The organism is Paraburkholderia sp. GAS38 (genome assembly GCF_050434965.1).
Classification (GTDB): Bacteria; Pseudomonadota; Gammaproteobacteria; order Burkholderiales; family Burkholderiaceae; genus Paraburkholderia; species Paraburkholderia phenazinium_A.
Window position 1 is genome coordinate 122,142 of sequence record NZ_JBNDJO010000001.1, and the last position, 17,937, is coordinate 140,078.

A 17,937-nucleotide genomic window follows, 5' to 3' on the forward strand; every position below is an offset into this window, starting at 1 on the left:
GATGCGGCAGATCTTTGCCATTCGGGCATGATTTATATTTTTAGTGAAAATAGCGATCTTGCCAAATAACCTTGATAAGGTTCAGGCAATAAAAGTGTTTGAGAAAAAACCGTTCGCACTGTTGCGCATCTGTTCTCGTCGTTTGCGGTTCGGATATTCTCCAGATTGGAGAGAAAAATTTTTGATCGATAATCGGGAAGCGATGCCGCAAGTTTTAAAATAGCCAGTTGCACATCTTCCTTCGCGACAGAAATAATGGGTAGATTGCGGAGTTGAGCATCGATGGCGGATTGACTTGTCGTAAACCATGTTTTTGCTTCGGTAGCACTCATTGTCTCGATGATCCGAGCGGTATGCGTCGCCAACTGCGAGCCGGAAATCTCCCCCTTCGCTACGTCACTGCAAGTCTTGTTATCCAGAGACCACAAAACTTTATTGATGAGCGGGAGATATCTTTCCAACATCTCAGTGGGCAATCGATCTAGACCCTTTGCTTCGAGTTGACTAGCCAGTTCGAGCTTGGCGAGTTCGTCAGCCCCGTTGGAAAGCTGATCCAGCTCGCTATTCGATTGAATCCACTCATTAAATTCTCTTGCTTCTTTATGAGCAGGCGATGACACGGGATATGGATTTGTCCATACCTTGACATCACTGGCCGTGGCCTTCTCAACATCACGCTTTGGCAGATGCCATCCGTGAAAAAATACGTACGACGAACAAAAGATCAAAGCAGCGCTGAGTAGATATCTCGCTGTGTAACTCATTTATGTCATTCCGATGCTGTACTGGCCGCGTCTCAGAACGGTGAACACGTGCCGGAGCAGCGTATTTCACTCATTCAGGCTATTTTTAACTCAATACGCAATCATCGAGGAAAAATGGGAGGCCGCGCTATCGGAAATTTCTGCACTGACACCGAGAACGGTCAGAAGCGCTGAATAAAGCGGCTGTCAATTGGTACCAGCGCTTGTTAGGCAGGCAAGGGAGGAGGGGGCGTCGATGAGCGGACTGCGACACAGCGCCAATCATGGTGATTGCGTGTGATCAACAAGCTGTACGCGAGGATGAACTACGGACGTGTGCCTGGTCGAGGCACGACTTTTCCTGCGGGGATGGGACTGGTGGGAGGGGCGTTCGAAATTCGGGGTGGCGTTTTCGTCGCGATTCGCGGGACAGTCGTTAGAGGGGACGCCGGGTGATCCATCACGTAGAGGTCGCGCGGCGCCCATGAACCACTCGGAGCCTTCAGCCCGCCGATCCCCCTTGGGACTGCGAACTCGAAACCGGCGGCTGCGCACCTTCCCCAGCCGGAGCCCCCGCCCCCTTGCCACCCGCCGTGCCTGCCTCCTCAACCGGCGGCGTCCCCATCGCCTGAAACAACGCCGCCGTATCGGTCAACCGCGCACCGGTATACCGTATCTCATCGAGCTTCGCATTCCGAAACTGTTGCTCGCTCGAGCGCGCCGCCGATACCGGCACCGCCCCCAGCCGATAACGCGCCGCCGTCTCATCCGAAATACCCTGCGCAGCACGCGCGGCGACATTCGCAGCATCGAGCGCCTGCGCATCGTGTTCGAGCGCCGCCAGCGTATCGGCGACGTTCTGGAACGCGGCGAGCACCGTCTGCTTGTACTGCTCGGTCGTGGCGTCGTACGTCGCCTGCGCCGCGCGCCGTTGCGCGAGCAGCGCGCCGCCATGAAAGATCGGCTGTGACAGCGAACCTGCCACCGCCCAGATCGCGCCCGCACCGGAGAGCGCCACCGGCCAGCTAAAACCGCCTTGTCCCATCGACGCCGTCAGCGACAGGCTCGGGTACATCTGCGCCGTGGCCACGCCCACATCCGCCGCGGCCGCCTTGAGCGCCGCGTCGGCGGCCTGAACATCCGGACGCGCCCGCAGCAACTCCGACGGCACGAGCACCGGCACCTGCTGCGGCACCTGCACCTGCGCCAGGTCGATATCCGGCGGCGCGGCGTCAGGCGTGCGCCCGATCAGGACCGCAAGCGCATGCCGCGTCGTCGCCCACTGTTGCTTCAGACCCGGCAAACTCGCCGACACCGACGCCGCACTTTGTTGCGCGTTCAACAAATCCGCATGCGAGATCGCGCCGAGTGCGTAACGCCGGGCCGCATCGCGCGCGTCTTCGTTCGCCAGCGTCACGAGCCGCTCGGTGGTGTCGATCTGCGCATGCATCGAGGCCGCGGTGATCGCCGCGGTGACGATGTTCGCCGCCAGCGCGCGCCGCGCCGACTCCAGCTGATAAACCTGCACATTGACGCGCGAAGCGAGCGCGGCATTGGCGAGCCGCGAGGCGCCGAACAGGTCGATCGTGTAGTGCGCCTGCAACTGGCCGACGAACGTGTTGTACAGGAACGTATTCGGCCCGAGTTCTGGAACCGCCAGCGCGCGCTGCCGGGCCGGTTGGGCTACGGCATCGACGGTGGGTAGCATCGAACTGCCAATCTGTCCGCGCAACTGCTCGCGCGCGGCGGTGAGACTCTTGTCGGTTGCCGCCAGCGTCGGACTGTTGCGCAGGCCTTCGTCGACGAGCGCATTCAGATCGTCGGACTGGTAAAGACGCCACCATGCCGGCACCGGTTTGGCGCCCGCCACGAACTGCTGGGTGACGCCTTGCGCGGGCACCGTTTCGGTGGGCTGCGGCTCGGCGCCGTAGTGCGCCGGCTGGGGCATCGCCGGCGCATTGCCGTTCGGGCCGAACGAGCAGGCCGCGAGCGCGAGCGCGCCGCTGCCCACGACGAGGGCTCGGGCCTGTCCGATACGTTTGAAGACAGAAGTAGCCATGATCAATTTCCCGAATGCGACGCTTGCGTCGATGAAGCCGGCGGCTCGCGTTCGTCGCCGCGCACCCTGAACGAGGCCGCGTACAGCGCGGGCAGATAGAACAGCGTGAGCACCGTGGCGCTTGTGATGCCGCCCATCAGCGCGGTGGCCATCGGCCCGAAGAAGTTCGAGCGCAACAGCGGAATCAGCGCCAGCACGGCCGCCGCCGCGGTCAGCGTAATCGGCCGGAAACGCCGGACCGTGGCGCCGACGATGGCATCGAAGCGTTTGTGTCCCGCGGCGATGTCCTGCTCGATCTGATCGACCAGAATCACCGAGTTGCGCATGATGATGCCGAACATCGCAATCACGCCGAGCATCGCCACGAAGCCGAACGGCTGGCCGAACAGGAGCAGCGTGGCCACCACCCCGATCAGGCCGAGCGGGGCGGTCAGCACCACCATCAGCACGCGTGCGAAGCTCTGCAACTGGACCATCAGCAGTACCAGCACGGCAATGACCATGATCGGCATCTGCGCGTTGATCGACGTCTGACCTTTGCCGCTTTCCTCCACCGAACCGCCCACTTCGATGCGGTAGCCCACCGGCAGCGTCGCGCGAATCTGGGCAAGCGCCTTGTCGACGCTATTCGTGACGTCGATGCCTTGCGCGTTGCCGATCACGTCCGATTGCACCGTGATGGTCGGTTGGCGGTCGCGTTCCCAGATCACGCCGTATTCGAGGTCGTAGTGCATATGGCCGAGCGTGCCGAGCGGCACCGGACCATTCGGCGTGGGCATGGCCAGCGTGAGGAGTTGGCCGGGATCGACGCGTTCCGTCTTCGGCGCGCGCAGGTCGACGCTGATCAGCTTGTCGCGTTCGCGGTATTGCGTGACCGTGTAGCCGGACAGCGTCATGGCGAGGAAGCTCGACACGTCGTCCGAGGTGACGCCCAACTCGCGCGCCTTCTTCTGGTCGATCTCGAAGCGCACCGAGCGCTCGGCCGGCTCGTCCCAGTCGAACTGGACATTGTCCGTACGATGGTCGGCACGCATCGTCGCCGCGACGCGTTCGGCGATCGAACGCACCGTGGCGATGTCGTCGCCGCTCACGCGGAACTGCACCGGAAAGCCGACCGGCGGCCCGTTTTCGAGGCGCGACAGGCGCGTGCGGATCGCCGGGAACTGGTTGCGCAATTCCGGTTCGAGCCATTGCGCGAGCTTCTCGCGGTCCTTGACCGATTTCGCGGTGATCACGAACTGCGCGAAATTCGGCTGCTGCAATTGCTGGTCCAGCGGCAGATAGAAACGGGGCGCACCCTGGCCCACGAAGTCCACCGTATGATCGATTTCCGGGCGGCCCACCAGCGCTTTTTCGAGCCGCTGGGACTCGCGCAGCGTGGCTTCGAACGAGGCGCCTTCCGGCAACCTGACGTCGACCAGCAACTCCGGACGGTCCGAACTCGGGAAGAACTGCTGCGGGACCAGCGTGAAGCCCATCAGCGCGACCACGAACAGCACGACGGTGATCGTCAGTACGACGAAGCGCCGCTCGATGCACCAGGTGATCCAGCCGCGCAGCCGCTTGTAGAAGCGGGTGTCGTAGATGTCGTGTTCGTAGTCGTGCGCTTCATGATCCTGGCGCTTGCGCTCCGGCAACAGGTGATAGCCGAGCAGCGGAATCAGCACCACGGCGGCGAGCCACGATGCGATCAACGCGATGGCCGACACCTCGAAGATGGAGCGGGTGTATTCGCCGGTACTCGACTTCGCCAGCGCGATCGGCAGGAAGCCCGATACGGTGACGAGTGTGCCGGTCAGCATCGGAAACGCGGTGCTGGTGTACGCGAACGCGGCGGCGCGGGTGCGGTTCCAGCCCTGTTCGAGCTTCACCGACATCATCTCGACGGCGATAATCGCATCGTCCACCAGCAGCCCGAGCGCGAGCACGAGCGTGCCGAGCGAGACCTTGTGCAAGCCGATATCGAACAGGTACATGCACAGCGCCGTGACCGCGAGCACGATCGGAATGGAGATCACGACCACCATCCCGGTGCGCACACCCAGCGACACGAGACTCACCACCAGTACGATCGCAATCGCTTCGGCCACCGCCTCCAGAAAGTCGTCGACCGACTTCGCGACGGCATCCGGCATGCTCGAGACTTCGACGAGCTTGAGGCCGGCCGGCAGATACGAGCGCAGCACGGCCGACTGCTTGTCGAGCGCCTTGCCGAGCTGGATCACGTCGCCGCCGGGCTGCATGGTCACGCCGATGCCGAGCACGGCCTTGCCGCCGTAGCGCATCTGCGTGGAGACCGGATCGTCATAGCCGCGTTTGATGGTGGCGATGTCGCCGAGGCGAAACGAGCGGTTGTTGATGCGGATCAGCGTATCGGCGAGCGCGTTGACGTCCTTGAACTGGCCGGTCGGGCGCACGAACACGCGGTCGTCCAGCGTAGTCAGGGTGCCGGCCGGCGAGACGTCGTTCTGCGAATTGATGGCCTGCGCAATCTGTTGCGGCGACACGTTCAGACGCGTGAGCTGCGTATTGGCGATCTCGATGTAGATGTGCTGGTCGGGGTCGCCGAAGTAATCGACCTTGGCGACGCCCGGCACGCGCAGCAGCACAGTGCGCAATTCGTCCGCGTAGTCGTGCAGTTGCGCGGCGGAAAAGCCGTCGCCTTCGAGCGTGTAGATATTGGTGTAGACGTCGCCGAACTCGTCGTTGAAGAACGGTCCCTGGATGCCTTGCGGCAGGGAGGTGGCGATGTCGCCCACCTTCTTGCGCACCTGGTACCAGGTTTCCGGCACGTCCTTGACGGGCGCGGAGTCCTTCATCGAGAAGAACATCAGCGATTCGCCGGGGCGCGAATAGCTGCGCACGAAGTCGATATACGGCGTTTCCTGCAGCTTGCGGCCGATGCGGTCGGTGACCTGTTCCTGCACCTGGCGGGCGGTGGCGCCGGGCCAGAAGGTGCGGATCACCATCACGCGGAACGTGAACGGCGGATCTTCCGATTGGGCGAGCTTCGTGTAAGCGAGGATCCCGAAGGCCGTGGCCAGCGCAATCAGGAACACCACCAGCGCCTGGTGACGCAGCGCCCACGCGGACAGGTTGAAGCGTCCCTCTTCATGTTCATGCGTAGTTGTACTCATGAAGCGAAGTCCTCGGGATGCAGGGGGGCGATCGGGTGGACTTTCTCGCCGGCGGTCACCGTGTGCACGCCTTGCAGCACGACGCGCTCGCCGTCCTTCAGGCCGTCGGAGATGGCGACGGTGCGTTCGTCATACCGTGCGACCTGCACGCGGCGCAGTTCCAGTACGTCGTCGCCGTCGTGTACGACCCATACGGCCGGGTTGGTGCCGTCGTGGAACAGCGCGGTGGCGGGCAGCGTGAACGACGCGGCGGGCTGCGCAGCGCTGTTGCCTGCGGTGAGCGCCACGTCCGCCGTCATGCCGAGCCGCACATCCGGGCCGGGCTCGAGCAGCGTGAGGTTCGCGCGATAGGTGCGGCTTTGCGGATCGGCGGCGGGCGAGAGCTCGCGCACGCGGGCGTTGAAGGTGCGGCCGGGCAGCGCCGACATCGTGACCTTGGCGGTCTGGCCGACAGCGAGCGCGGCGAGCGTGCTTTCCGGCACATCCACCACGACGTCGACGTCACCGCTCCACGCGAGGTTGTAGACCGCTTGTCCGGCCGAGACGTTTTGCCCGGTCTGCGCCTGTTCGGCCGTGATCACGCCGGCGTGATCCGCGGGCAGGTCGGTGTACTGCAGCTGGTTCTTCTGCAGTGCGGCTTGTTGTGCCGCCTGATCGCGCTGGGCCAGTGCCGAGGCATACGCATTGGTGGTCTGTTCGAGCTGCGCCGCCGAAATCAGGTTTTCATGCGCCTGCGCCTGGTCGCGATCCAGCTGCTGCCTGGCATACACGAGGCTGTGCTGCGCGGCGTCGAGTTGCGCCTGCGCGCTGGCGGCGCTCTTCTGCGCATCCGCCGGGTCGAGGCGGGCCACGACTTCGCCGAGCTTCACCGTGTCGCCGAGCCGGACGTGCCGCTCGATGATCTTGCCGGCAATCCGGAACGACAGCGGCGTCGAGTAACGCGCTTCTACTTCGCCCGGCAACGAGGCCGACAGCGGGCTGCCGTCGGCATGCGCGGCGGCGACAACCACCGGACGTGGCGCAGGCGCTGACGCCTGCTGCTGATGGCATGCGCCCAGCATGACGAGGCCGGCCAGCGCGAGGGCGTAGGCCATGCGGCGTGTGGGGGTGGAACGGCGATGCGGATGAGAGTGCGTGCGCATCGCAGGTGATGCGCTACAACCGGGACGATTCACAATTACCCCAATCAGGAGACAGCGAACGAACACGGCAAGCCACAGCGGCTAGCCAGCGAAGGCACGTTTGAAACGACGCGAGCAATACCCTGTTGCTTCAAATGATGCTGTGCATTCTAATACACACCTGTATCTGAGTGTATAGTCGTATTTGAATTCTTTCCGGTGGTAAACTCGCCTGCATGAAACGCCAACGACTCACACGCGAACAGAGCAAAGACCAGACGCGCCTGCGCCTGCTCGACGCCGCGCAAGCTATTTTTATGAAGAAAGGGTTCGTCGCCACGAGTGTCGAAGACATCGCCGAGGCGGCCGGTTATACGCGCGGGGCGTTCTATTCGAACTTCCGCAGCAAGCCCGAGCTGTTCCTCGAACTGCTCAGGCGCGACCATGAGGAAATGCAGGCGGATCTGGATAGCATCTTCGAAGAAGGTGCGACGCGCGAATCCATGGAGGCGCGCGTGCTGACGTACTACAGCAATATGCACCGCGAGAACAAGTGCTTCCTGCTATGGGCGGAGGCGAAGCTGCTGGCCGCGCGCGACGGCCGTTTCAGGCTGAAATTCAACGCGTTCATGCACGAGAAGCTGCAGCAACTGAGCGAATATATTCGCGAGTTTTCAGCGCGCGCAGGCACGCCGTTGCCGCTGCCGGCCGAAACGCTGGCGTTGGGGCTGATGGGACTGTGCGACGGCGTGCAGTACTTCTACACGGTCGACCCGCAAAACGTCTCGAGCGATACCGCGGAGGCGGTGCTGGCGGGATTCTTCGCGCGGGTGGTGTTCGGGCGCGACGCGGGGCTGTGAGGCGGGTTGTGCAGCGGAGCAGTGCGGTGGCGCAGTGAAGCAGCGCAGTGAAGCAGAGCAATGAGGCGGGCGATTCAGCCCGCGCTCAACCCCGGCTCAACTCGCGCTCAATCAACCGGCAGATTCGCACAGGCGTCCGTCACGGGCGACGCGCAGATGAGCGAATACTCGCCGCTCCATTGCAGGGCGGTCTTGCCGGCGTGCAGGACCTGGCGGACGTCGGGGCTGGTTTCGTAGGCGATGAAGGCGGAGCAGGCGACTGCAGACAACACGACCAGTGAAAACGCGATTCTTTCAATAACCTGAAAACGATGTGGCATGGCGATATCTTCCTTTCGCCCTCCATGATACCGGAGATTAGGGTTTTCACCTAGTCGCCCGGGCATCGAATCGCACCCGCCGGGCGCGTATTTTTTGTCCTGCACGAACAATCCGGCATGTTGGCTTCGCGCCCCGAACAGCGCGCAACTCCGTTTAATTCCACCTGCATCGCCTACCTGACCGTTTTGCCATCTTCAGGTCAGGGTTGGGCCATGAGTGATCGATACAATCGAACGCGTTGGGCAAGCCTTGGTGCGAGCGACTCGCAGCGTGGTTCTCACGCACATGGTCCGTCGTCGAGGTGCGATGTCACCCGCTTGTAGTCATCGGCTTGCGTAGTCGCCGACGCTCCGTTTACGCGCTGCGTCGGCGTTCGTTGGCTTGGCTTTAATAGCGGCAGGAGTGGCCTCATGAATCATTTGCAGTCGATGCGAGTTTTCGTCAAAGTGGCCGAACTCGGGAGCTTCGCCCGTACTGCCGGCACGATGGGTATCTCTACCGCCGTCGTGACCCGTCACGTGGCCGACCTCGAAGAGCGTCTCGGCACCCGTCTGCTCAACCGGACGACCCGCAGCCAGTCGCTGACCGAGTCGGGCCGGGTTTATCTCGAACGCGTGCGGCCGATCCTCGACGATCTCGAAGGGGTCGAGCAGATGGTGGTGGCGCGCAATCACGAACCCGTCGGCACCTTGCGCATCGTCGCGCCTGTGGTGTTCGGCCTGCATAATTTCGCGCCGGTGCTGCAGTCGTACGCCGAGCGTTATCCGAACGTCATCCCCGATGTCACGCTGGTGGATCGCCATGTCGATCTGGTCGAAGAAGGCTTCGATGTGGGCGTGCTGATCGCGCGGCAGATGCGCAGCGCGAGCATCGTCACGCGGCGCCTGACCACCGGTCACATGACCGTGTGCGCGACGCCCGCCTATTTGCAGAAGCACGGCGTGCCGACCCGGCCCGAACAGTTGCAGGATCACCCGAGCCTGTCGCTGCCGTCCGAATACGGCGGCGACGAACGCGTCTTCACGAGCCTCGACGGCAGCGGCGACGTGCGGATGCGGCCCACCAACGCGATCGTGGCGAACAACACCGAAATGCTGCGCCAGTTCGCGCTGCTCGGCATGGGCGTTGCCATCCTGCCGAGCTACCTGATTGGCCGCGACCTCGAGCGTGGCCGGCTGGTGCGTCTGTTGGGCGGTTATCGCCTGCCGCAGGTCGAGGTGACCATTGCGTATCCGAGCCGTCATCATCTGCCGGCCAAGGTGCGGACCTTTATCGATCATCTGGTCGAGCATTTCAGCCAGATGTCGAGCAACGTGCCGGACGAGTTCGCAGGCTCGCAGGATGCGGTGTCGCTCACGGCGCAAGCAAGGCGCGCCGTGGCGGACGCCCAGGCAGCGGCGCTGGACTTCGACGAGCGCGAAGAAGAAGCCTCGCTGCCGCGCGGCACGACGGCTGCGGCGGCCTCGCGCAAGCCGTCCCGGCCGACGCGCATGACCGAGCAGGCGTCGCCGGTTTAAGCCCGGCGGTGGCGAAACGCGATCACGGCGTCAGGGAGAGATGAAGGCTCGCGGGGTCGACTCAACGACCTTGAGCGTGTGGCAGCAGTCAGGCGATACTGGCGGATCGGCGGGGTGCGTACAGGCGCATCCCGCCTCTCCGCGGCACGCCCGCACACGCTATCCGGGGAGCATGACGAGTTGAACGTGACCTTTGCCCACACCACCGGCGACGACGTCGAAACGCTGGTGCAGATTCGTATTGAAGCGATGCGCGAGAGCCTCGAACGGATTGGCCGCTTCGATCCGACGCGTGCCCGCGAGCGTTTCCTCGCGTCGTTCGACGCAGCGTATTGCCGCTTCATCCTCGTCGACGGCGCAAAGGCCGGTTTTGTGCTGATCAGGCCCGAGACGGATCATCTGCAGCTCGATCATCTGTATATCGTTCCGGCTTACCAGGGAAAGGGCGTAGGCGCCGCGGTGCTCGACGCCGTGCTCGCCGATGCCGACGCGCAGGCATTGCCGGTCCGATTGGGGGCGCTGCGCGATAGCGACTCGAATCGCTTTTATCAGCGCCATGGCTTCGTGAAAACCGGCGAGGGCGAGTGGGACATTTACTACACGCGTGAGCCTCGGGCGCGGGCTGCCTGAGCGTTGTTGCCACCCGCGCGCGCGCTCGCGCAAAACCCGCTGCCATCAACGCGGCGACACGCCAGCGCCGTGATTTGCGCACCGCGCAACCGCTCGCCACTCAAACCGATTTCACTTCGCCGCCATCCATTCGCAACGTCGAGCCCGTCATCCAGCGCGCTACAGGCGACACCACGAACGCCATCAACTCGGCAATCTCTTCAGGCGTGCCGTAACGCGCGATTCCCGCTTCAACCGGAAACTTTGCCGTCGCCTCTTCAACGCTCATGTTGTGCAGCGGCGCCCAATGTTCCAGGTAGGAGCGTCGCCGGCCGGTCATCACGGGGCCTGGCAGCACGCTGTTGACCTGCACGCCGTCGGCGATGCCGCGATCCGAGAAGGCTTTGGCGAGTGCCACGATCGCTGCGTTGATCGTGCCCACGGCCGCGTACGGCGCCTTTGGAAACAGTGCGGAATTGCCGGACATCAGCACCACCGATCCCGAACTTTCCTTCAGCGACGGCCATGCCGCGATCGTCAGCCGGCGCGCGCCATGCAGCTTGAGCGCGAGACCGCGATCCCATTGCTCGTCGGTCATCTCGAGCACGTCGATCTGCGGCACGGCGCCTGCAATGTTGAGCAACGCGTCGATACGCCCGAACGTTGCAAGCGTCTCGTCCACCACTTGCTGCGCGGCCTCGGGTTCGGAGAGATCGAGGTCGAGAACAAGCGTCTGTGCGCCGGCCTTTTTCACTTCGACGGCCGTCTCTTCGAGATTCGCGCGGTTACGTGCGACGAGCACGATCGAGTCAAAATCCCGCGCCAGCCGGATAGCGGTCGACCGACCGATACCCTGGCTCGCGCCCGTGACGATTGCGACTTTGCTGGACATGTTGCTGCTCCTGGATGAGTGAATCAAGCGTGGTTCGATAAACCATGACGGTCGTTCCGCCAGTCGATGCCGACCGGCAGAAACCTCAGCGAACAAGAAACTCCGAAATCGCCGCCGCGATCTCCGTAGCGTGCGTCTCCAGCGCGAAGTGACCGGTATCGAAGAAGCGCACGACGGCGCCCGGGATGTCGCGCTTGAACGCTTCGGCGCCCGCGGGCAGAAAGAACGGATCGTGCTGCCCCCATACGGCAAGCAACGGCGGCTGATGAGTGCGGAAGTACTGCTGGAACGCGGGGTATAGCGCGACGTTGTTTCGATAGTCGCGGAACAGGTCGAGCTGTACCTCGTCCGCACCCGGGCGGCTCAGATAGAAGTCGTCGAGCGAGTAGCCGTCCGGCGAAACCGACGCCGCGTCAGGCACACCATACGTGTACTGCCACACGGTCGTCTCATGCGTGAGCAGCGCGCGCAGCGCCTCGCGATTGGCGGGCGACGCGTCTTGCCAGTACGCGCGGATCGGATTCCAGCCGTCGCTCAGGCCTTCTTCATAGGCGTTGCCGTTCTGCGAAACGATCGCCGTGATCCGCTCGGGATGGCTGACGGCAAGCCGGAAACCGGTTGGCGCACCGTAGTCGAAGACGTAGACCGCAAAGCGGTCGAAGCCGATCACCTCGGTGAAACGCTCGATGACATGAGCGATGTTGTCGAACGTGTACGCAAAACTGTCGCGGCTCGGCATGTCGGACTGGCCGAAGCCGGGCAGATCCGGTGCGACGATGTGGAAACGCTCGGCCAGCTCTGGAATCAGGTCCCGAAACATATGGCTCGAACTCGGGAAGCCGTGCAGAAGCAGCAGCTTGGGGGCACCCGGGCGGCCGGCTTCGCGATAGAACACCTTGAAGCCGTCGACGTCGGCATGGCGATACGTAATCGAAGTCATGATTTTCTCCACAGAGGAATAGGGTCAGGCAACCGACTGCAGCGCTTCGACAATGACCTGCGTCACCACGTCAGGCGCCGTCACGAGCGGTGTGTGGTCGACCGGGTGCGAGCGCACGTGCGCCTTCATGCGATCCGCCATGAAATGCTGGGTGACGGGGTTGATCATGCGGTCCTGCTCCGCGACGAGGTACCAGCTCGGACGGTCCTTCCACAGCGGACGCCCGACCGCCTCGCCGATGCACGCCACCGCAATCGGACGCTGCACCGCGGCGAGCACGGCCAGCTCCTGCGACGTCGCCTCCTGCGCAAACGCCCGGCCGAACGCTTCTTGCGGCAGCCAGATGAAGCCATGTCCATCCGGCGCGAGTTGCGGCGCCTGCGGATGCGCTTCGCCGCGGTAGAACACCTCGCCCACCGTTTCACCCTCGTCGGGAGCGAGCGCGGCGACGTACACCAATGCCGCGACCTGTTCCGACCGGGTCGCGCCGATCACGCCGCCGGCATAGGCATGACCGGCCAGCACCACCGGACCTTCGATCCGCTCGAGTACGCGGTCGAGCGCGGCCACGTCGTCGCTCAACGAGGTGAGCGGCAACGGAGCCGCAACCGCATTGATCCCTTGTTCCTGCAGACGCTCGATCACCTTGCTCCAGCTCGATCCGTCCGCCCATGCACCGTGGACCAGCACGGCGCTCACCTTGCCAAACGACATGTCCCGCTCCTTTCAAGATAGTGGCTGCTGCCTGTCATGTGCCATCTACTGCATCGCACTAAGTAACCTCTTTGTTGATGTTTTAAAGGTTACTAACTCCATGTGTAACTTGTCAAGAGCATTTTTAGTGGTTACGATGTCTTCATCGATATGGCAGATTGATCACAAGAAAATGGACTACCGTCAGATTCCCGCGATATTCGTGGCCGATGCGCCGGGCCTCGATTTCCTCAACTCGATTGCGACACCGGTGGACGAAGAAGTCGACTGGATCGGCGATGGAGAAGGCCTGCTGTCCTGGCTGGAGCAGGCCGGCATGGTGCCGCCGGCGGCGCTTGCAGCACTGCGCGCGCAGTCCACGCCGGCTGAGCTCGACGCCGTAGCGCAACAGGCGCGCGCGCTGCGCGAGTGGTTCAGGGGATTTGTGCGGACGAGGAAGGGACGGCCGCTGGCCGCCGTGGATGTGGGTGAGCTCGCGCCCTTGAATGAACTCCTTGCGCGCGACGATCGCTATGAAGAAATCGTCGCCGATGTCACGGCTGGGGTGTCGCGATTCGAATTGCGCGCGCAGCGGCGCTGGAAGTCGGCGGAGTCATTGCTGTTGCCCATCGCCGAGGCGCTGGCGAGACTGGTCTGCGACGAAGATTTCACCCAGGTGAAGGCCTGTGAAGGTCCCCGCTGCACCTTGCTGTTTGCCGATCACACGCGGGGCCACGCGCGCCGCTGGTGCAGCATGGCGATTTGCGGCAACCGCGCGAAGGTCGCGGCGCACCGCAAACGGCTCAAGGAACAGGAAGCGCACTGAGGCGACGTGGGCGGGAGCCCGGCATCGACGCTCAGATACCGAGGCCGGGTCCGAAATTGCCGGCGAGCAGCGGCGTGATGGCGGCGATGTCCGCGTAATCCTGCTCGGGCAAGCCGTCGAACATCGCCAGGACTTCATTGCTGGCGCCGGCCTCGCGGGCGAGGTCGACGAGGCCGTCCTTGTTGATCGGAAACTTCACTTCCTGCAGTAGATCGGCGATCTGCAGATTGATTGCTTCGCCAGGGATAGCCGAGCCGGCCATGCACGCGCTCCTTGATGGGGGGAAGATGATGCGGTTGCGTGGCCGGATGCGCTCATGCGGGGGTGAGGCGGGAGTAAAACTGCGGGAGTCAAGCCGCAGGAGTCAACCGGGATCAGGTTTGCAGGTGTTCGTTTTGCGCTGTGAGTCCGCGTTCCAGATGCCGCGATTTGGGCAGCGCGATATGTTCCCACTGCTGCGGACGGTTCTCGTCCGTGACATCGACGCCGGGCGCCGCCGGTGCAACCGGCGCGGCGTTGGCGCGTTCGGCGACGGGATTGGCGGTGCTGTCGAGTGCGGTATGAACCGGCGCTGCGAAGCACGAAGCCGACAGCGTCACCATGGCCAACAGTGTCGAGGTTTTCATCGCCCGACCTCCTTTCCTGATGCAGCGCAGAGGCTGCAGCAAGCGCCGTGCCATTCCTGCGGCCGCAGGGGAGGCGCGCGCTTCGCGCAGCCGCGCTCGCGGCGCGCTGCACTTCTTCCATCTTAGACGGCAAATCTTGCAACCGCTGTACAAAACCGAGCGGGGCCGCGAGAGGGAATCCGTCTGCGGTCCATCATGGCAGAAAAAAAGTTTTCGCGTTGCGAACCACTACACGGACGACCACGTGGACGGCGGGGCCGGGCGAACCGCGCGGACTTCAACGCAGCGCCGCAAAGCGCGTCCATGGCCACGACGGCCGGTCGCGCATGTAGCCGTTGAGCCAGTTCCACTGTGGATGACGTTTCATGAACGCCTGCGCATCGAACGGCCGGCCGCACGGATGGCCCCAGCGCGCGCTGAAGGCCATCTCGCGCGCCATCTCGCTGTCCGCCACCTTGCCGTCGTTGGCGCCCCACGGGTTGAACGGCCCCTGATCCGAGCCGCCGAAGCGCGCATCGTCCAGTTCCAGGTGGCCGCAGATTGTGCGCGAACAGGGATTGTCGCGGCGGTTCAGATAGACGTCGTGATGGTCGGCAATCATCTCTTTCGCCAGCTCGACGTCGATCTTGCCGCGATGCAGCTCCGCGAGCTGCATGAAGCGCAGCCGTCGTGCGCCGTTCTTGCGCACGTCCGTGTAATCCTCGCCTTCGCCGACGCACTCCTGGTTGCGGATCTTCAGATCGGTCGCGGTGTTGTAGCCGCTGTAGAAACCGTCTTTCGTGCTCTCGAAGCCGGAATAGTGCAGCCCGAGTTCGTAGCGGGCAATCTCGCCGGTTTTCGCGTCGCCGAGCAGCCAGCTATTCGCATAGCCGCCGTTGTTGGCCATCGCAAACATCTCGCACCATTCGCCGATGCTGTTCGCGTACTGCGTCGCGCGCCGGGAGCGGTAGAACTCCGGCGCGCCGGCCGGGTTGTAGCCGGCGAAGTTCGAAATGGTGGTTTCGGTCACCATCAGGCCGGCGGCGGTGAGCCAGAAATCGGTGAGGCTGGAGATGCAGCCGGGCAGACCCTGCATCAGGATGCGATGACCGGATTCCGGCACGATGTCGAACACGACGTTGAACGCATCGCCCGCCGCATAGCGGTCCCATGAGTTGTGTGCCATGACGATGCGGCCGTCGCAGGTCGCGTGGCCCGTGGCGATGAAGGCGCTGCAATGGTGGCCGCGCCGGCCGCGCCACGGTTTGACGCCAAGCCGCGGCTGCTGGGCGGCCACGTGGCTCGGCCACCAGCTTTGCAGCAGATCCATGTAACCGTTCCATGCCAGCACCTCGGCAAACGGCAGCTTGGCGCCGTCGGCGATACCCTGGATTTCGTCGGCGAATTCACTGTCGAGCTGCGGCGCGAACTGGCTGACGGCGGCGTTGACGAAGGTGTCGAAGTCTTCGCCGGTGTCCCATTTGGCGAGGTAGCGCGCGGTGTGGATGGCGTTCTGGATTTCGCTCGCGAGCAACTGGCCGTGCTGTTCTCCGCGATCGTACGGCTCGCCCTCGATATGCACGAAAATCCAGCCCGCCTGATCGCGGCGCATCGCATCGAAGGAGGGGTCGCTCATCGTCGCTCCCGGTCGAAGGCGCGGGCGTCGGGGGCGCCCGTCGCGGCGTTTCAACCGCGCCGCGCAAGGCGGCGTGCTGCCTGATTCATTGTAGAAGGTGTGCCGCGCTTTGCCACGGCGCACCCAGCGCGCCCAGCGCGCCCAGCCCGCTCAGCGCGTGGGGTTCATGCGGAAATAGGCGTCGAGCAGCGAGGTCTTGTAGACGACCCCGGCGAGGGTGGGATGCGCGACGCTCTCGATCACCGGCAGCCGCTCGCCCTGGAAAGCCATGAAGTGCTGCAGCGCCACGCCGAGCGACATGTCGGGCGTCAGCACGTCGAAGTGCGGCTGCAGGTAATCGGCGGCGGTTTTGCTGGCGGTGTCGCGCTTTTCCAGCAGGTCGGAGGTGATGTCCTTCAGCGCGACGACGCCGAGGAACGCGCCGGCTTCGTCTGCGACATAGAGGTACTTCACCGGATACTCGAGGAACACCCGCGTCATCTCCTGGACGGTGGCGTGCGGCTGCACCACGGTCTCGGCAGGGCGAATCAGCTCGCGCATCTGGGTGGCGCGCAGACGCACGCGTTCCTGTTCCTCGCGATTGCGGTGCAGGGTGATCTCGTACATCGAGGTCTTGCCGATGGCGCGCGCCACGAAATACGCCACCACGCACGACAGCATCAGCGGCAACACGACCTGATAGCTGAGCGTCATTTCGAAGATCATCAGGATCGCCATCAACGGCGCCTGGGTGGCGCCGGCGAGGAAGGCGCCCATGCCGACCATCGCGTACGCGTAGGGCGCCGAGGTGGCATGCGGCCACAGCGCATGCATGCCCTGGCCGAACAGCGAGCCGACCACCGCGCCGACGAATAGCGTCGGCGTGAAAATCCCGCCCACGGCGCCCGAGCCGGCAGTGGCGGCGGTCGCGACCAGCTTGAACACCAGCACGAAGACGAGCGCGGTCCACGTCCACGGCGAGTGAAGGATGGAGTTGACGACGCTATAGCCGTTGCCCCACACCTCGGGCGACCACACCGACAGAATGCCGACTACGAGCCCACCCAGCGCGAGCCTCACCGGCAGCGGCAAGGGCAGCTTGCGAAAGCCCGCCTTCGATACATCCAGCATGCGCAGAAACTGCGGAGCCGCCGCGCCGCACAGCACGCCCAGCGCGACGAACAGCAGCACTTCGAGACCCGCCACCGGTGGAAACGCCGGCATCTCGTAAGGCGGCCGGTAACTGGTGAATTCGCGCATGGTGATGTTGGCGACCACCGCGGCGACCACGACGGGACCGAAGCTTTCCATCGCAATCGAGCCGAGCACGATCTCGGTCACGAAGAACGCGCCGGCGATCGGCGCGCTATACGCCGAGGTGATCCCGGCGGCCGCGCCGCACGCCACCAGCAGACGCAGGCGCGCCGGGTCGAAGTGGACCCAGCGGCCGATCAGCGATGCGGCGAGCGCCGCCAGTTGCACCATCGGACCTTCGCGGCCGATCGAGCCGCCGCTCGCAATCGTGAACAGCGACGACACGCTGCGCCAGAAACTCAGCCGCACCGGCACGACGCCGTCGCCGATCGCGACGGCTTCCATGTAGTCGGTGTGGGTGTTCTTGTCGGCATGGCGCCGCGCGATCAGCAACAGGAAGCCGGCGATCAGCCCGCCGGCCGCCGGCAGCCAGATGCGCTCCATCCACGGCATGCGCCGCGCCATTTCGACGAAGCTGCCCGAGTCGCCGGAGATCGCCAGTTGCAGCAGCGAGATGGCCGCGCGGAAGGCGATGGTCGCGAGCGCGCCCGCGACCCCGACCACCACCGACCAGACCAGCATCGTATGGGCTTCCGACAGTCGAAACAGTTTTTGCGCACGGGTGCGCAGCTTCAGCAGGAATGAAAGCACGACGGCAGCAGGGTAGGTAAGGAATGGAGAGCAACCGCGCGCAAGAATAGCATTGCGCCGCGCCCGTGGGACAGACAAGCAAGGCGCAGCGCGG

General features: G+C 63.9%; 16 protein-coding genes. 4 read left to right on the forward strand and 12 right to left on the reverse strand.

Features of this window, described 5'->3' with window-relative positions:
* Nucleotides 1–32: 32 nt before the first annotated feature.
* The 4 genes from P3T42_RS00530 to P3T42_RS00545 all read right to left on the reverse strand — a co-directional run bounded on the left by P3T42_RS00530 (nt 33) and on the right by P3T42_RS00545 (nt 7,033).
* Nucleotides 33–764 carry a hypothetical protein gene (locus P3T42_RS00530; RefSeq protein ID WP_429304864.1) on the reverse strand — a complete coding sequence of 244 codons (732 nt, stop codon included), beginning with the start codon at nt 762–764 and terminating at the stop codon, nt 33–35.
* A 481-nt stretch (nt 765–1,245) separates the two neighbouring features.
* Complete coding sequence (locus tag P3T42_RS00535; protein ID WP_429304865.1) at nt 1,246–2,802, reverse strand: efflux transporter outer membrane subunit; 1,557 nt, start codon at nt 2,800–2,802, stop codon at nt 1,246–1,248.
* A gap of 2 nt (nt 2,803–2,804) precedes the next feature.
* Nucleotides 2,805–5,939, reverse strand: coding sequence for an efflux RND transporter permease subunit (locus P3T42_RS00540; protein WP_074299448.1), 3,135 nt, complete (start codon nt 5,937–5,939; stop codon nt 2,805–2,807).
* Nucleotides 5,936–7,033 (reverse strand): efflux RND transporter periplasmic adaptor subunit, encoded by a 1,098-nt coding sequence (locus P3T42_RS00545; RefSeq protein WP_429304866.1) that lies wholly within the window; start codon nt 7,031–7,033, stop codon nt 5,936–5,938. Before P3T42_RS00545 ends, P3T42_RS00540 begins: the two co-directional genes overlap by 4 nt.
* A 263-nt stretch (nt 7,034–7,296) precedes the next feature.
* On the opposite strand from P3T42_RS00545, the gene P3T42_RS00550 reads away from it, so the two are divergent.
* Entirely contained in the window at nt 7,297–7,920 is a 624-nt protein-coding gene (locus tag P3T42_RS00550) for a TetR/AcrR family transcriptional regulator (protein ID WP_429304867.1), read from the forward strand.
* A gap of 107 nt (nt 7,921–8,027) precedes the next feature.
* On the opposite strand, the gene P3T42_RS00555 is transcribed toward P3T42_RS00550, so the two are convergent.
* Nucleotides 8,028–8,240 (reverse strand): hypothetical protein, encoded by a 213-nt coding sequence (locus tag P3T42_RS00555; RefSeq protein WP_074299442.1) that lies wholly within the window; start codon nt 8,238–8,240, stop codon nt 8,028–8,030.
* 411 nt (nt 8,241–8,651) lie between these two features.
* On the opposite strand from P3T42_RS00555, the gene P3T42_RS00560 reads away from it, so the two are divergent.
* Together P3T42_RS00560 and P3T42_RS00565 are read left to right on the forward strand one after the other, a co-directional pair.
* Nucleotides 8,652–9,758, forward strand: coding sequence for a LysR family transcriptional regulator (locus P3T42_RS00560; RefSeq protein ID WP_074299440.1), 1,107 nt, complete (start codon nt 8,652–8,654; stop codon nt 9,756–9,758).
* Nucleotides 9,759–9,938: 180 nt separating this feature from the next.
* Complete coding sequence (locus tag P3T42_RS00565; RefSeq protein ID WP_074299438.1) at nt 9,939–10,388, forward strand: GNAT family N-acetyltransferase; 450 nt, start codon at nt 9,939–9,941, stop codon at nt 10,386–10,388.
* 100 nt (nt 10,389–10,488) lie between these two features.
* Here the strand turns inward: P3T42_RS00565 and P3T42_RS00570 are convergent, their stop codons facing one another.
* From P3T42_RS00570 to P3T42_RS00580, 3 genes are all read right to left on the reverse strand, one after another.
* Nucleotides 10,489–11,259, reverse strand: coding sequence for an SDR family oxidoreductase (locus P3T42_RS00570; protein ID WP_074299436.1), 771 nt, complete (start codon nt 11,257–11,259; stop codon nt 10,489–10,491).
* An 85-nt stretch (nt 11,260–11,344) separates the two neighbouring features.
* Nucleotides 11,345–12,199, reverse strand: a complete 855-nt coding sequence (locus P3T42_RS00575) for an alpha/beta fold hydrolase (protein WP_429304868.1) — start codon at nt 12,197–12,199, stop codon at nt 11,345–11,347.
* A gap of 24 nt (nt 12,200–12,223) precedes the next feature.
* Entirely contained in the window at nt 12,224–12,913 is a 690-nt protein-coding gene (locus P3T42_RS00580) for an alpha/beta fold hydrolase (protein ID WP_074299432.1), read from the reverse strand.
* A gap of 172 nt (nt 12,914–13,085) precedes the next feature.
* Between P3T42_RS00580 and P3T42_RS00585 the strand changes: the two genes are divergently transcribed.
* Nucleotides 13,086–13,718, forward strand: coding sequence for a CGNR zinc finger domain-containing protein (locus P3T42_RS00585; RefSeq protein WP_074299430.1), 633 nt, complete (start codon nt 13,086–13,088; stop codon nt 13,716–13,718).
* A 31-nt stretch (nt 13,719–13,749) separates the two neighbouring features.
* Here P3T42_RS00585 and P3T42_RS00590 read toward each other — a convergent pair whose 3' ends face one another.
* The 4 genes from P3T42_RS00590 to P3T42_RS00605 form a co-directional block, all read right to left on the reverse strand.
* Nucleotides 13,750–13,980: a DUF2795 domain-containing protein gene (locus tag P3T42_RS00590; protein ID WP_074299428.1), complete on the reverse strand. Its 231-nt coding sequence runs from the start codon at nt 13,978–13,980 to the stop codon at nt 13,750–13,752.
* A 112-nt stretch (nt 13,981–14,092) separates the two neighbouring features.
* Nucleotides 14,093–14,344, reverse strand: coding sequence for a hypothetical protein (locus tag P3T42_RS00595; protein WP_074299426.1), 252 nt, complete (start codon nt 14,342–14,344; stop codon nt 14,093–14,095).
* A gap of 277 nt (nt 14,345–14,621) precedes the next feature.
* Nucleotides 14,622–15,959: a C45 family autoproteolytic acyltransferase/hydolase gene (locus tag P3T42_RS00600; RefSeq protein ID WP_429304869.1), complete on the reverse strand. Its 1,338-nt coding sequence runs from the start codon at nt 15,957–15,959 to the stop codon at nt 14,622–14,624.
* Nucleotides 15,960–16,109: 150 nt separating this feature from the next.
* Nucleotides 16,110–17,843, reverse strand: a complete 1,734-nt coding sequence (locus tag P3T42_RS00605; RefSeq protein WP_074299422.1) for a ClcB-like voltage-gated chloride channel protein — start codon at nt 17,841–17,843, stop codon at nt 16,110–16,112.
* Nucleotides 17,844–17,937 lie beyond the last annotated feature (94 nt).

Excerpts from the sequence above, each read along its gene's own strand:
- P3T42_RS00530 (WP_429304864.1), bottom strand. The coding sequence starts at position 764 with ATGAGTTACACAGCGAGATATCTACTCAGCGCTGCTTTGATCTTTTGT.
- P3T42_RS00535 (WP_429304865.1), bottom strand. The coding sequence starts at position 2,802 with ATGGCTACTTCTGTCTTCAAACGTATCGGACAGGCCCGAGCCCTCGTC.
- P3T42_RS00540 (WP_074299448.1), bottom strand. The coding sequence starts at position 5,939 with ATGAGTACAACTACGCATGAACATGAAGAGGGACGCTTCAACCTGTCC.
- P3T42_RS00545 (WP_429304866.1), bottom strand. The coding sequence starts at position 7,033 with ATGGCCTACGCCCTCGCGCTGGCCGGCCTCGTCATGCTGGGCGCATGC.
- P3T42_RS00550 (WP_429304867.1), top strand. The coding sequence starts at position 7,297 with ATGAAACGCCAACGACTCACACGCGAACAGAGCAAAGACCAGACGCGC.
- P3T42_RS00555 (WP_074299442.1), bottom strand. The coding sequence starts at position 8,240 with ATGCCACATCGTTTTCAGGTTATTGAAAGAATCGCGTTTTCACTGGTC.
- P3T42_RS00560 (WP_074299440.1), top strand. The coding sequence starts at position 8,652 with ATGAATCATTTGCAGTCGATGCGAGTTTTCGTCAAAGTGGCCGAACTC.
- P3T42_RS00570 (WP_074299436.1), bottom strand. The coding sequence starts at position 11,259 with ATGTCCAGCAAAGTCGCAATCGTCACGGGCGCGAGCCAGGGTATCGGT.
- P3T42_RS00575 (WP_429304868.1), bottom strand. The coding sequence starts at position 12,199 with ATGACTTCGATTACGTATCGCCATGCCGACGTCGACGGCTTCAAGGTG.
- P3T42_RS00580 (WP_074299432.1), bottom strand. The coding sequence starts at position 12,913 with ATGTCGTTTGGCAAGGTGAGCGCCGTGCTGGTCCACGGTGCATGGGCG.
- P3T42_RS00585 (WP_074299430.1), top strand. The coding sequence starts at position 13,086 with ATGGACTACCGTCAGATTCCCGCGATATTCGTGGCCGATGCGCCGGGC.
- P3T42_RS00590 (WP_074299428.1), bottom strand. The coding sequence starts at position 13,980 with ATGGCCGGCTCGGCTATCCCTGGCGAAGCAATCAATCTGCAGATCGCC.
- P3T42_RS00595 (WP_074299426.1), bottom strand. The coding sequence starts at position 14,344 with ATGAAAACCTCGACACTGTTGGCCATGGTGACGCTGTCGGCTTCGTGC.
- P3T42_RS00600 (WP_429304869.1), bottom strand. The coding sequence starts at position 15,959 with ATGAGCGACCCCTCCTTCGATGCGATGCGCCGCGATCAGGCGGGCTGG.